Below are 13,771 nucleotides of genomic sequence, written 5' to 3' on the forward strand. Positions count from 1 at the left end.
CGGGGTTGTATATGGCTTATGGGAAGGCATGAAAAAGGTCCGTAGCGGTGCAAGCTACGGACCTTTTTTATTTTAAAACAATGGATTTTCCTTCTTTAGCCGAGCGTTTTGCCGCTTCCAGGATTTCGACCACAGTGACATTATTATTGATCGATCCGAGATCATTTTCTGGTGGCATGGCATCTTTCAGAACCTGTTCCAGATAGGCAATATGGTTCTCAAAATAGGGGACCGTAGTCGTTATATTTGTAGGTGGATCATTCTGCTGTTTGTATTTTAGAAGCTCTTTATCGTTTTTAGCGTAGAGCTGAGCTTTTGTGCCAAAAACCTGCAGATCTTTAACACTGTATGGCCAAGCCCAAGAAGCTTGAATAATACCTGTGCTGCCGTCACGGTAGCTTAGTATGATGGTGGCATTGTCGTCTACCTTTGGATAAACATCTGGCTTGAGCTGTTGTGTAAAGGCTGTCACTGAAATTGGCCTTTCTCCATTTTTGAGCCAGGTCATCAGATTGGCACCATAACAACCAAAATCCATCACGGCACCGCCACCATTTTTTTTCGGATCAGTAAGCCAGTCGAGGAAGTAATTGCTACAGCCAATTTCTTTAGGTCCTTCGTGCCCGTCTTTTACAAGTATGCGTGTGATTTTTCCAATTTCACCCTTGTCGACCAGCTGCTTCAACTGTTGATTACTTTTATACCAGGTCGTTTCGTAATTTACCAAAAAGGGTGTTTCGAACTGTTTTGACAAAAATGCAATACGTTTTGCGTCAGAAAGAGTCGTAGCAAGGGGCTTCTCTACCATTACAGGGATCTTAAGCGGGAGACAGGTCTCTGCGACGCGGATATGCTCATCGGTTGGATTGTAGGCAAGTACCGCATCCGGTTTGACATGTTTCAATAAGCTGGGTAAGTCATGATAGAAGATTGCGTCAGGTAAATTATACTGCGTTCGTATTTTGTTTGATAAGGTTTGATTCGGTTCGGCAATACCGATAATATCGACTTTTTTATCCTTATATAAATTTAAAAGCAAGAATACGTGGTCATGGTTGAGCCCTGCAACAGCAACCTTAAGCCGTTCACTGGCCTGTGCAATTTGTTGGAAGAATAGGAGCAGGAAAACTAGGCGGATAAGATGCTTCATATGTTAAGTTTAGTTATTATAAATATACCGATTTGTGCTGAGGATACCCGTTGTAAATCCAGGTTACTTTGCGGTGCGATTGGATGATGTCGGCCACAATGTCAAAATAGGTTTCTCCACGACCAGCTTTTAGCTCATCGAGTTTCTTTTGAAAATGCGTTTGATTGAACGGTGATTCTGCTCCAAGTTTACCTTGATAATACGCCAAAGTTGTTTCAACGCCCAATGACGTCCTGCTGTGTGCAATATCCTTCCAAACAATGCAATGTGAAGCTGCGTCTTTGAAGGTCCCAAATCCACCGTAAAGCAGGTCGTCAAAGCCGTCTAGGCTTCCTATCTTCCAGCTTTCGCTGGACATGTAGACGGCATTGATTTCTTCGTAAAAACTTGCAATATCGTTGATGTTACAGCAATCAATCACAGCCACGCCGAGATCGGGATTGCTCCCCACAAGTTGCTTAAAATCCGTCCAGAGATCCTCCCCAAGAAAAACTGTTCCAGCAGCTTTGTTTTGCCATTTGTTCAACAATTGAACGAGTTCGGTTCTAATGGTACTGGGCTGATAGGTCAATGAACACAAAAATGACCTTAATGCAGTGCCATCCGAATCACTGACCAAAAAATGAGCAAGTGTACCGACCAATTTTTTTTCATCTGTTTTCATCTCTGACCTTTATTTTTAATCGTCTAAAAATAGCCTAACGAAATCGTTTGCGGTTTTTTAACAAAAAATCCTATACATTTAACGATACATTTAAGGATAAATCTAATGTTATGATCTACCGATTTACTTGCTATAGTATATTAACTCTTGTGAATATACTCTTTAGGTTTGGGATTCCTGTATTCGGACAGCAACATCCTAACGTTATTGTCATCCTGAGCGACGATGGAGGTTACGATGATTTTGGTTGTTACGGCGGTAAGGAGGTCTACACTCCAAATATTGATGCACTTGCGAAAAATGGCGTGCGTTTTCAGTCGGCCTATGCCTCAGCTTCAGTATGCGCTCCTTCTCGGGCGGGCTTACTTTCTGGCCGCTACCAGCAGCGCTTTGGTTTTGAACATAATATTTCGAAACGCCCGACTGCGGGTGTCGCACCGGAAGATATCGGAATGGATACGCAGGTAGCCACCATTGCTGACTTCATGAAGTATAACGGCTATAAAACTGTAGCGATTGGCAAATGGCATCAGGGGGATGGTCCACAATTTAATCCATTGAAACGTGGGTTTGAACATTTTTATGGTTTTATTGGTGGTGACCGGCCTTACTTCCCAATCCATGGAGCCGTGAAGCCAACGCAGCTGCTTTATGACGATCGACGTATAGTCCCCGAAGACTCAATTCATTATTTGACTGAAACATTGACCAATAAAGCAATTGCGTATATTCAACAGTATCGAAGCCAGCCTTTTTTTATGTATTTAGCTTTCAATGCTGTGCATACACCCGTCGAAGCGCCCTTGAAGACCATTGATAAGTATAAAGATGTAGCGGATCCTTTGCGACGTGCTTACTTGGCTATGTTGGACAATATGGATGAAAATATTGGACGTCTGATCGAACATTTAAAGCAAGAAGGACTTTATGAAAACACCTTAATTATTTTTATGAATGATAATGGTGCGGCAACAAATAATGGCGCAGACAATGGGCAATTGCGTGGTTTAAAAGGATCGAAATGGGAAGGTGGAATTCGGGTTCCCCTTATCATGCAATGGCCAGCCAAGCTACCGAAAGGGATAACATCAAATGCCATGGTATCGGGAATGGATATTTTACCCACCAGCATCGACGCAATAAAAGGGAAGAAAATCCAGGGTCAGCAAATCGATGGCATCAGTTTACTCTCTTCCTATAAGGATGTGAAAAATGGACACGACTATTTATTCTGGCGTCGAGGGATTGCACGTGCTGTGCGACACAAAGAGTGGAAACTGATTGTGGTTAAAGATGATCCGATATTATTGTTCAATCTTAGGGATGACCTTCGGGAACAGCATAATCTGGCCGCTAAATACCCTGAGCATGTAAAGGAGATGCTGCATAAACTGACGGAATGGGAAAAGGGACTGGAGAATCCCAAATGGCTGAGCTCCGTATTGGACAATGATCAAAATCAACTGATGAAACACCGGATGGATGTCGTCGGACGAGCCGCAGAACGACAATATCCTTAAGTAATGAATACTAAAAACAGATGAAAGGACTAATCCTATTTTTATTGTCCTTTGCCTTGGTTATGGCAAAGGCGCAGAACAGCGATACGTTTGTGCGTATTAAAAAGCATGTATACGATGATGAGTTAAGTGGCCCATTGCCAAATGCAGATAAAACGTTGAGCCTATGTAATCAACTGCGTACTGATGGTACTTGGGCAGATATCGATTACAGCAGTAAGTCAATATCGCTTTGGCCTCCGGGAGAACACTTGGATCGGTTAAGGACACTTATTGTCGCCTATGTGTCTCCACAAAGTGCATCTTATCAGCAAAAATCACTTTACGATAAAATCCTGCTTGCCGCACAATATTGGGCAAATAATCGTTTTGAGTCTTCAAATTGGTGGCATAACGAGATCGCTTCGCCAAAAGCCATCGGTGTCTGTCTTATCCTGATGAAATTTGGAAAGGAAAAAATTCCTACTACACTAGAGACTCCACTTGTTGAGCTGATGAAGCGTGGTGATCCTTACACAAAAACAGGGGCGAATAAAAGTGATATTGCCATGCACTATTTTTATCGTGCATTGATCTTGGAAGATGAAAATCTTTTAGCTGCTGCTATGGAGCAGCTGCTTTTTCCGATACAGCTCGTGAATGGCAAGGAAGGACTGCAATACGATTTCTCTTACTTACAACATGGCCCTCAATTATACATTGCAGGCTATGGGGAGGAATTTCTGAAGGGGATCTCAAAAGTTATGGCCTATGTGCGCGAGACACCTTATGCTGTAGACATGAAGAGACTCGGCCTTTTTGAACATTTTCTTACAGAAACCTACCTGCCAATTATTCGTTCGCGCTATATCGATTTTAATGTACATGGTCGCGGGATCTCACGCCCCAATATCTTGGAAAAAACACAGGAAACCGCCATATTACAACAAATGAAGTTGATTGATCCCGCCAAAAATACCATTTGGAATAAAGCGCTAGCGAAACTAGATAGCGTCCAGCCTTTTGACGCTGAGAATATCGAGGCTCACCGCCATTACTGGAAAGGAGACTACACGACTCATCTGCGTAAGCAATTCCATTTTAATGTTCGGTTGGCCAGTAGCCGTACCAATAAATCGGAGTCTGGAAATGGAGAAAACGTTCTTGGTCGCAATATGTCTGATGGTGTGACCAATATTCAGGTATTTGGACCCGAATATTATAATATTATGCCCGTATGGGAGTGGGATAAAATTCCTGGAACGACAACACGCGATTATCCAGGCGACCTGGAATTGAAAGAACAATGGGGAGCACTTGCTGCAAATAACTTTGCGGGCGGCGTAAGCAACGATAAGACAGGGGCTTCAGCTATGTCGGTCCAGTACGACGGGGTCAGGGCTCAAAAAGCCTGGTTCTTTTTCGATCGGGAAATTGTTTGTTTGGGTGCTGGGATTCATTGTGCTGCGCCAGAAGCTGTGGTAACAACCTTAAACCAAACTTGGCTGAATGGACCCGTTGTCTGGAATGGAAAGGAAATGTCTGCACTCGATTCAGTACAGAGACCTGTCAAAGCAGGCGATTTTATAACCCATAACAATGTTCTGTATTATTTTCCAGCAGCTATGAATGTTGGATTGACAACCAAAGATCAGGTTGGTTCCTGGTACCGGATCAACCGTTCCCGTTCCAAAGATGTTGTACATGGAAAGGTCTTCAAGCTTTGGTTTGATCATGCTGTTGCTCCAAACAATGCGAGCTATGCTTATATTGTTGTGCCTGGTACCAAAACTGTTGATACAAAAGTAATGCAGCAGCTAAAAATTTGGCAGAATACATCGGATTTACAGGCCGTGGAGCATGAAGGGAGCCGGATTCTACAAATTGTTTGTTATCAAGCAGGAACGTACCAAGTTGGCGATTGGTCTATAAAGCTCGATCAACCTGCTATCATGCAATTGAACCTACGAGAAGCAACTAGCATGCAGCTTGATGTGGCAGATCCACTCCAAAGAGCCAAAACAGTGAAGGTTCTGCTCGTCAATAAACAGCTTCGTGTAAATCAATCGTTGGAGGTTTCGCTTCCACAGGGCGAATACGCCGGGAGTACTGTAAGTAACCAAATCGCGATCGGGAAGAAATAATCCAGATTCAATTGGAAAGCTTATAAAAATACAAAGGGGAGATATTAAATATCTCCCCTTTGTATTTTTATTTTTTGAGCTGCTCCAACCGTGTCAAACCTTCCAGATAATAATAATCTGCATAGGTCAGCGGAACATCGATTTCCGAATGATGGGGTAAGCTACCCACACTATGCTGCAGTAAGAAACCGCCATTGCTTGCATATTTAGCAAAATAGGTGGCTCCTGATAGTGTTTGCAGGCTTTCCTGAGCAAATGTCAAATAGGATTTGCTTTCGGTGCCAGTGGTCAATGTTGAGAGTTCAATCAGTGCAGACGCAACAATGGCCGCAGCTGAGGCATCGCGCGGTACAAAATTTAATTTCAAGGAAGAAAAATCAGCATCCGATTTATAACCCGGCTTTCCGGCATTAAAATCCCAATACGGAATTTTATCTTTTGGAAGATTCGGATGGGTCATGTAAAACTTCGCCGCCGCTTTTGCCGTTTTAAGAAATTCTGGTTTTTTGGTCTCCCGGTACATCATGGTAAATCCATAAATAGCCCAGGCTTGACCGCGTGCCCAGGTTGAATTGTCGGCATATCCTTGGTTCGTTTGTTGGTGGATAGCATGGCCATTACCATCGTAATCGACAACATGGTAAGTACTGTAGTCTTTACGAAAATGGTTTTTCATGGTTTGGGTGGCGTGGCTGATGGCCACATCCTTATATTTGGTATCTCCAGTCAAGTCGGACACATAACACAGCATTTCCAGGTTCATCATGTTGTCGATAATAACTGGATATTTCCATAGGGTCTTGCCGTCCCAGGACTTCTTCTCGTTCCATGATTTGATGACGCCCACCTGTGGATTATAACGTTTAAGCGCAGTATTTGCCGAGTGGATGAGGATATCCTTATAAGCGGCAACCTTTTTGGGATCTTTGAGGTATTTAATGGCATTGCCATAGGAACAATACATCACAAAACCAATATCATGATGTTGATCAAGGTCTTTGGCTTTTTCAAGCGCCTCTGTCCATTTGATCGCCGCAGCTTCGGTCTCTTTGTTATGGGTATGGTTGTAGATATACCACAGTGACCCTGGGAAGAAACCGCCGGTCCAATCCCATTCGTCTGTCCCTACCAGTTTTCCTGCAGGACTCAATGTGCGTGGAAATTTGTGCTGCTTTTCTGCAGCTTGTTCTAAAAATTGATATTGTTTTTCTGCAGCTTTAAAACTTGTGTCAATAAAGCTTGGTTTTTGATCTGTAAAACTCAGTGCAATCAGACTGGATGTGATCACAAAAAGTGCTTTTAGACCAGGTTTTCTTTTTTTCATAACGGCTTATATTCTTAGTAAGTTACATAATAATCTCGATTCTTTTTATTTTATAGCCTCTTGGCGAATCGTAAAGGTGTATTTTCCAGCGGATTTGATGCTTTTAGCGGTGAGTTTGATACGATAGAGTTCCTTACCCCATACCTGACTCAAACGGGAGTCATCCTGAGGAATGACTTCGTAGCTCGCTGTGAACTGTCCGGCATCAAAGTGTAGGGTTGCGTGCCCATTATTGAGGCGGATTTCCCCTTTGCCAATTTTTGGTTCCTGAGCAACCAGAAAATGGATAATATTGGCCTGCTTAGGACCTGTGATTTTAAACTCATCCTGAATGTCCAGCCCGTTTTGTACGAGGGTGTAACTTCTATTCCAGTGTTCAACATTCGCCGACTTCGGATATGCTTTTCCAATATCAAGTTGGAATCTATTTTGTGCAGGCAGAAATGCTACATTTTCAGCTTTATATTCCTTTCCAAAAGATTGGTCGGCTCCATTGATCATCGGAACATTATGGTAAGCACTCTGCATCGTCCAGATACTGTATCTGTCATCGCTAAAGGTCTTTTTGGTATAGGTGCCGACGCCGGCATCAATGAACAGTGGTTGTTGATCTTCGTATAAGATAAAACTCCCGACATCGTTATGGTTGTGACTTTCATTATTGAAACCACCTTTGGCGGCAAAGAAAAACGGACCCTTTTTGAGATATATAAATTGTGTTTCCGGATACCACTTCGCATTATTTTGAGGGAGCGCAGCGGTAACACGCTCTAGTTGTGGATAGCATCTCAGGTCTTCGAAGGCGCGAAAAATATCCCTTGAAGGTTTGAAATTTGCAGTTTTGTCGCCGGTATTTTCCATATATCGGGCAAATTGCATCATCTCGCTACTATTGACATCCTGTCCATAACGGTAGATCAATAGTGGGTCGCCGCCCCCTTTTGCCGAAGCGTCGGCAAAATTAACTACCCATTTATCTCCGCCAATATAGGATTGTGCAATGTACTCGCCCATATCGCGAATTACAGGTTTATCAAAAATATTGATCTTGCCCTTGGTGGCCAGCGAAAGTATTTTTAAATAATCGTACAGTTTGCCCGCAGCATGGCCCCAATAGGAGGGACCCTCTTCGCAGGCACCGTCTGTTTTGACATAATTGATAAAGCGATCCACAGAAGACATTGTCTTATAAATTCCCGCCAGTTGTATATCGGGATTGTCCTCAACCAAAAGCAAGGCCGTAAGAACATTAAAGTTACACCATGGATTCCAGTTATTGACCACCTGTGTTTCCTTGAGTTCAAATGCCTGCCACCACATGTCGTTACGATCCAGATAGGGCTGTATAATGCGTTGTTGGATCTGTTGTTTTAGACGGGTACTGATTTCGGGGTTTATTGTATTGAATGTATCGCGGAAGAAATAATGAACCCAGGAGAGGAGCGAGCCTACATCACCGGCCATCAGATCGACTACTTTTGTGCGCTCTTGCGGCAATGATCGCTTACTGGACTGAAAGGCCCCAAGGTGTGCCGAGAGAGACCATGTTGCCATTTCCGTCAATTGCCAACTGCCGTTTAGGATTTGGTCAACAAAGCGCCCCTGTCCTTCTGCAAGCTCCGCCAACAGTAGGTTGGTCAGCGCGGTACAATTTTCATTCATTGGCTTTTCCATTATGCTGCGGTTGCCTGAACGCTCATATTCAAGGTAGTCGGTTGCTTTGACGACCTGCCATTGGTAGTTCAGGGCCTCGTTTCCCTTTTTTATAATACGCTCTTTAAAGGGAGCCATCAGCTTATCCCAGGCTAAACGGTCGGAATAAGCAGGGTAGGGAACCCAAGATTTGTCATCGCCTAGGCTGGCTTTCAGGTTCTCCTGTTTAAAAGCTCCTGTTAGCAGGTTCAGATCTTTCCCTAGCAGTCTTTGGAAAGAAAAACTGCTAAGGAAAAATAGTAGGATTAAGTAAATTCTCATAATTACCAATCTTGATTTTGTGGTAGTAATGCCGGGTTCATTTCAATCTCTTGCCCTGGTATTGGCCAAAGCTTATGACGGCTTTGGTAACCACGCGTAACGAGATTGTCTCCGGTAATACTTTTTTCAATGTAGTCTTTGGAGAGGCTTTCTAAAAGGTTCCAGCGCTTAAGATCAAAATAACGCCATCCTTCACCTGCTAGTTCTACAGCGCGTTCATGCTGAATACGTTTGCTCATATCTGCTTTGCTGCCGACAACCAAAAATGAGCTGCCACTATTTAGTGCTGGCATTTTAGAGCGTGTACGTACTTTATTAAGCTCAGTAATCGCTTTGTCCAATTGATTGGACTCGTTGTACGCTTCGGAAAGCATCAAAAGTACATCGCCCAAACGTATAATAGGGAAATTGATCGGTGTATGTGCACGATCGGTAATGGCGCCTTTTAGGTTCCCTTCAGGAACAAATTTCCGCCATAGATAGGTGTACCAACCCCGATTGTTGCGGATCTGACCAAAGTTTTCGTTTACACCGGTTGCCAATATCAGCTGCATATCTCTTTCTTTGTTGGCATTCCATCCTAAGTAATGCGAATAAGGTACGATCAAGGTTTGATTCATCCGAGGATCGCGATTGGCATAGATCTGACGCAGTTTTGCTGTATCTGGTACTTTGGTAAGCGTGCCTCCAGATTGCGTAGACTCCATCGCCTGTTTTTTGACCGCATTATCGGTTGTATAGTTGGGGAAATAATCATTCCAGTTGAATGGACTACCATCGCGGTTTTCGTAGCGATCAGCAAGACGTGTGCTCGGCATACAGTTGTTCCAGTCGCTACCAAAGGTTGAACGCGTTCCCATATAGAAGGCCATGGGCATACCATAAGGGAAGCCCGTACCACCCATATTCTGAATGGCAAAAATCATCTCCGGCGATTGATCACCATCCATGGTGAATAAGGTCGAGTAGCTTGTGCTTAAACTATAGCCATAGGTGTTGGTCTTGTTGTAAACAATCTCTTCAAAATCCCGGATTGCTCCCGCCCAATCTTTATTGTAAAGGGCTACTTTCCCTCTCAAAGCATACGCAGCTCCTTTGGTGACCCGGCCATAATACTTTGCATCATAGCTTACCGGCAATTTTTCAATTGCATAGTTCAGATCATTGAGGATAAACTTATTGACATCTTCTACCGAAGACCGACTGTTTTTAAGATCAGCGAAATCTTTGTTCAAGTCGACAGTTTCATCGTATATCGGCAAGGCGCCATATAGATTGGTGAGCTGGAAATACATGAGCGCACGTAAGAACTTCGCTTCTGCAATAAAGCCCTCCTGTTTGGCCTTGTCTATGGTCATGGGCTGGATATGCGCGATTGCATGATTACAACGTTGGATAAGATCGTAACCCGCTTGCCATCTATCCACAATAATTGACGAACGGTCCGTAAAAGTACCGCTGATTACTTCGCCCAAACCCGGAGGATCATAGCCCAGACCAATATCGGTAAGTCCATCGTAAGAAAATTGCAAGCCAAAGGTGGCTTCTTTTTTTAAGTCGTTATAACAGCCCAGTACGCCAGCTAAGGCCTGGTCTTCATTCTGCCAGAATGTGCTAGCACTTACCTGACTGTAGGGGTTGGTATCAAGCTTATAACAAGATGATAAAGCAATGCATCCGGCTATGAGTAGTGAAATCTTTTTCATGAGGTTTAATTAATTAAAAGCCCTATTCAACTTTTGTTCATAATTTATCTGTTACAGGTAGGGAACATATCCCCTGTCGCACACCTTTCTTCTTAAAAGGATAAGCTAACTCCAAAAACGGCCTGTTTCATTGTTGGATAGTTGGTACCGCTGATCTCCGGATCGAAACCTTTATATTTGGTAATGGTCCAGAAATTTTCCAGCGAAGCAAAGACGCGTAGGTTTTGTACCTGTATCCGCTTGGTGATATCGTTCGGAATTGTATAGCCCAGCTGGATATTTTTTACGCGGATAAATGCCTTGTTCTGTAACCAGAAATCACTGTTTTTGGTATTTCTTGTATCTGTATAAGGCAACAATCGCGGAAATTTTGCATCTGTTGCACCTTCAGTCCATCGGCCATCAGCAATTTCCTGATTGATTTGATAGCCCCAGCGAACAGTAGGTGTGTAATAACCGTCTGTCCACACGACTTTGTTGCCTGCGTTACCTTGCAAGAAGACTGAGAAATCAAATCCTTTATAATCGAATCCCATGTTAAAACCATAGGTCATCCGTGGCGCTGTACCATGACCTACCGGGACCCGGTCATTGTCGTTGATGACGCCGTCGCCATTGGTGTCTTTATACAAGAGATCACCTTTTTTAGGTGTACCATAGGATGCGAATGGATTGACTTTTTGATTGGTGTTTGGGTCGATTGGCGCATTATCGATCATCTGTTGCACGAGCTGCATATCAGCATCTGTCTGTAAAATGCGGTCTGTCAACAGAATATATTGGGTATTGATGGCATAACCTTCCTGAAGCAAATTGGAACCGCTAATAGACTTGTCATTGCCTTTAAACTTGACTACTTTATTGTCAATGAAAGTAAAGTTACCTCCAATGTTGAATTTAAAATTATCGCCAATTTTATCGCGGTAAGTCAAATTCAGCTCGACACCATTATTGCGTACTTTCGCTGCATTGGTGCGTGGTATTGTTGCATTTCCGACAACAAGCGGAGCGGGTAGGTTGATTAAGATGTTGTCTGTTACTTTGTTGAAGACATCGATCGAGCCTCCTAGTTTGTAATTGAAAAGGTCAAAATCTAAACCAGCATTCAGGATATAAGTGTTTTCCCAAGTCAGAAGCGCATTACTCAATACGGTCTGTGCAAAACCTACATAGAGCTGGTTGTTTAACACATAGTTTGTTGGATTATAAAGCGCTTGATATTCATAATTGTTGATGTTGGCGTTTTTGCGGAAAGACTCATCGGAGGTTCCATTGTTACCCAAGGCGCCATATGATGCGCGGAATTTCAAAGTGGGCATCCATTTGATGTCATAGAAATCCTCTGAAGAAACTTTCCAGCCAAAAGAAGCTGAAGGAAAAGTTCCCCATCGACTTTTTCCGCTCATAAAACGCGATGAACCGTCTGTCCGTAGATTGGCTTCCAACAAATATTTGTCATCCCAGGATAGGTTGATCCGACCAAAAAACGAACGCATAGCCCAATCGGTGATATTGCCGGATGCTGAGGCATCCATAGTCGCCGCATTCAGAACGGTCAGCGACGGATCTACAAGATCGAGTTTGGATGCAGCAAACCAGCCATCTTTAAAATACTCCTGGCTGGCACCGACCATGACTTCATAGTTCAGTTTCTCAAAGAGCTTGTTTTTATATTTGGCAATTCCATCCATGTAATAGCGGTAGGATTTGATTGATTCGTTAGTTACCGACGAACGGCCTGTACCCGCTGAGGCAATTGTATTTGTCAAAAAGTTCCACCGGTCATTGAACACGGGTTGGGAATAGACGAAATCATCATCATAGGTATAGGTGTATGATCCTTCGATGGAAAGTCCCTCAATGGGTTTCAGTTTTCCGTAGAAGCGCGACACGAAGCGGTTTTTGTTGATGTTACCTTTCTGCGCATAAAGGCGGTGAAGTACGTTGTTGGACTGCGGATCATCTTCCGGATTGTTTGGCGAACCAAATCTTCCATCTGGAGCACGCAGTACCATTCCCGGAGTACTTGCTGCAGCAAAAGTAAATACATCATCGATGATGTTGGTACCAATATCTGTTTTGGAAACGACACCATTGATGTTGGCTCCCAACGTTAACCAGGGTTTTACATCAGCTTCTAGATTGATACGTCCGGTATGACGTTTATAGGTTGCCTGTTCGATGATCCCAGGGTTGTTGAGGAGACCATAGGAACCAAAGAATTTGATTTTGTCACTACCTCCGGTAAAGGAAAGGTTGTGGTTTTGGCTGATTTTGTTCTGGAAAAGATCCGAAACCCAGTCCGTATTGGGATATTTCAATGGATCCTGTCCAGCGTCCTGGCGCCAAAGGTCAATTTTTTCCTGCGAAAATATGGGCTTAGCATTTGGATCGCCATTGCGATAGCCTTCATTGATCAGCTCCATATAGTTGGCATAGTTGGAAACCATTCCAATGGTATTGGATGGTTTTTGACTCGAGAAATAATTTTTGTAAATAACTTTAAATTGCTCCGATTTACCCTTTTTGGTTGTAATGAGGATAACGCCATTTGCGGCTCTTGAACCATAAATTGATGCCGAAGCTGCATCTTTTAAAACAGATATGCTTTCAACATCTTGCGGGTTGATCAGGTTCATGTCGCCAATAACACCGTCGATCACGACAAGAGGATTGGCATTATTGAGTGTTCCCTGTCCACGAACACGTAGTGTTCCCCCATCACTGCCCGGTCTGCCTGAGCCCTGATTAACATATAATCCCGGCGCCTGTCCAGCTAGACCAGCTGACAAGGAGGTTACAGGTCTGCTTTCCACAACCTCGGACATCTGGATGGAAGAGACCGAACCGGTTACATTCTCTTTTTTCTGTGTACCAAAACCGACAACAACAACCTCGTCGAGTCCCTTGGACTCATTCTCCAAGGTGATCGTAAGCGGGCTGCCAGCTTGCGCCTTCGTTTCGATACTTTTATAACCGATGCTCGTGAAAATCAATGTTGCGTCGTTCTGCTGACTCTTGATTTCGAATGAACCACTTGCATTGGTCGATGTTGCTAGATTCGTTCCTTTAATCTGAACGGTGACATTGGCGATGCCTTTGCCATCTTTGTCTACAACCTTACCCCGAATGGTTGTCTGCTGCATGGCCAGTGAAAGCTTGCTGTTTGTTTTAACAGGTGCAAATGGAGTCGCTTGTGTTGTCAGGCTAGATACGACCAACAAGCAGGATAATGGTATTGCCGGATACATCCAACGATTCTTCGAAACGGATGTGTTCTTGATCTTGATCATAGGCTTTTAGATTTAAT

Annotated in this window: 8 protein-coding genes; 2 read left to right on the plus strand and 6 right to left on the minus strand. The window is 43.5% G+C overall.

All coding sequences use genetic code 11. The features are described from left to right. Positions 1-67: 67 nt before the first annotated feature. Together M2419_RS18655 and M2419_RS18660 are read right to left on the minus strand one after the other, a co-directional pair. The gene (locus M2419_RS18655; protein WP_153847093.1) at positions 68-1,150 is read right to left on the minus strand and encodes a Gfo/Idh/MocA family protein; all 1,083 of its coding nucleotides are present in this window, start codon (positions 1,148-1,150) and stop codon (positions 68-70) included. Between the two features lie 16 nt (positions 1,151-1,166). Next, positions 1,167-1,814, minus strand: a complete 648-nt coding sequence (locus M2419_RS18660) for a hypothetical protein (protein ID WP_227550259.1) — start codon at positions 1,812-1,814, stop codon at positions 1,167-1,169. A gap of 110 nt (positions 1,815-1,924) precedes the next feature. On the opposite strand from M2419_RS18660, the gene M2419_RS18665 reads away from it, so the two are divergent. Both M2419_RS18665 and M2419_RS18670 read left to right on the plus strand, forming a co-directional pair. Continuing rightward, positions 1,925-3,334, plus strand: coding sequence for a sulfatase-like hydrolase/transferase (locus M2419_RS18665; RefSeq protein WP_153847092.1), 1,410 nt, complete (start codon positions 1,925-1,927; stop codon positions 3,332-3,334). A 20-nt stretch (positions 3,335-3,354) separates the two neighbouring features. After that, positions 3,355-5,457, plus strand: a complete 2,103-nt coding sequence (locus M2419_RS18670; protein ID WP_153847091.1) for a polysaccharide lyase 8 family protein — start codon at positions 3,355-3,357, stop codon at positions 5,455-5,457. 67 nt (positions 5,458-5,524) lie between these two features. Here the strand turns inward: M2419_RS18670 and M2419_RS18675 are convergent, their stop codons facing one another. The 4 genes from M2419_RS18675 to M2419_RS18690 all read right to left on the minus strand — a co-directional run bounded on the left by M2419_RS18675 (position 5,525) and on the right by M2419_RS18690 (position 13,754). Then, positions 5,525-6,781, minus strand: a complete 1,257-nt coding sequence (locus M2419_RS18675; RefSeq protein WP_153847090.1) for a glycoside hydrolase family 88 protein — start codon at positions 6,779-6,781, stop codon at positions 5,525-5,527. A gap of 45 nt (positions 6,782-6,826) precedes the next feature. After that, entirely contained in the window at positions 6,827-8,755 is a 1,929-nt protein-coding gene (locus M2419_RS18680) for a heparinase II/III-family protein (RefSeq protein ID WP_259255507.1), read from the minus strand. 2 nt (positions 8,756-8,757) lie between these two features. After that, positions 8,758-10,461 carry a RagB/SusD family nutrient uptake outer membrane protein gene (locus M2419_RS18685; RefSeq protein WP_153847088.1) on the minus strand — a complete coding sequence of 568 codons (1,704 nt, stop codon included), beginning with the start codon at positions 10,459-10,461 and terminating at the stop codon, positions 8,758-8,760. Between the two features lie 92 nt (positions 10,462-10,553). After that, complete coding sequence (locus M2419_RS18690; protein ID WP_259255508.1) at positions 10,554-13,754, minus strand: TonB-dependent receptor; 3,201 nt, start codon at positions 13,752-13,754, stop codon at positions 10,554-10,556. Between the last annotated feature and the right edge of the window lie 17 nt (positions 13,755-13,771).

Origin of the sequence: Sphingobacterium sp. BIGb0116 (assembly GCF_024808035.1) — a bacterium.
Lineage (GTDB): Bacteria > Bacteroidota > Bacteroidia > Sphingobacteriales > Sphingobacteriaceae > Sphingobacterium > Sphingobacterium paramultivorum.

Excerpts from the sequence above, each read along its gene's own strand:
- M2419_RS18655 (WP_153847093.1), bottom strand. The coding sequence starts at position 1,150 with ATGAAGCATCTTATCCGCCTAGTTTTCCTGCTCCTATTCTTCCAACAA.
- M2419_RS18660 (WP_227550259.1), bottom strand. The coding sequence starts at position 1,814 with ATGAAAACAGATGAAAAAAAATTGGTCGGTACACTTGCTCATTTTTTG.
- M2419_RS18665 (WP_153847092.1), top strand. The coding sequence starts at position 1,925 with ATGATCTACCGATTTACTTGCTATAGTATATTAACTCTTGTGAATATA.
- M2419_RS18670 (WP_153847091.1), top strand. The coding sequence starts at position 3,355 with ATGAAAGGACTAATCCTATTTTTATTGTCCTTTGCCTTGGTTATGGCA.
- M2419_RS18675 (WP_153847090.1), bottom strand. The coding sequence starts at position 6,781 with ATGAAAAAAAGAAAACCTGGTCTAAAAGCACTTTTTGTGATCACATCC.
- M2419_RS18680 (WP_259255507.1), bottom strand. The coding sequence starts at position 8,755 with ATGAGAATTTACTTAATCCTACTATTTTTCCTTAGCAGTTTTTCTTTC.
- M2419_RS18685 (WP_153847088.1), bottom strand. The coding sequence starts at position 10,461 with ATGAAAAAGATTTCACTACTCATAGCCGGATGCATTGCTTTATCATCT.
- M2419_RS18690 (WP_259255508.1), bottom strand. The coding sequence starts at position 13,754 with ATGATCAAGATCAAGAACACATCCGTTTCGAAGAATCGTTGGATGTAT.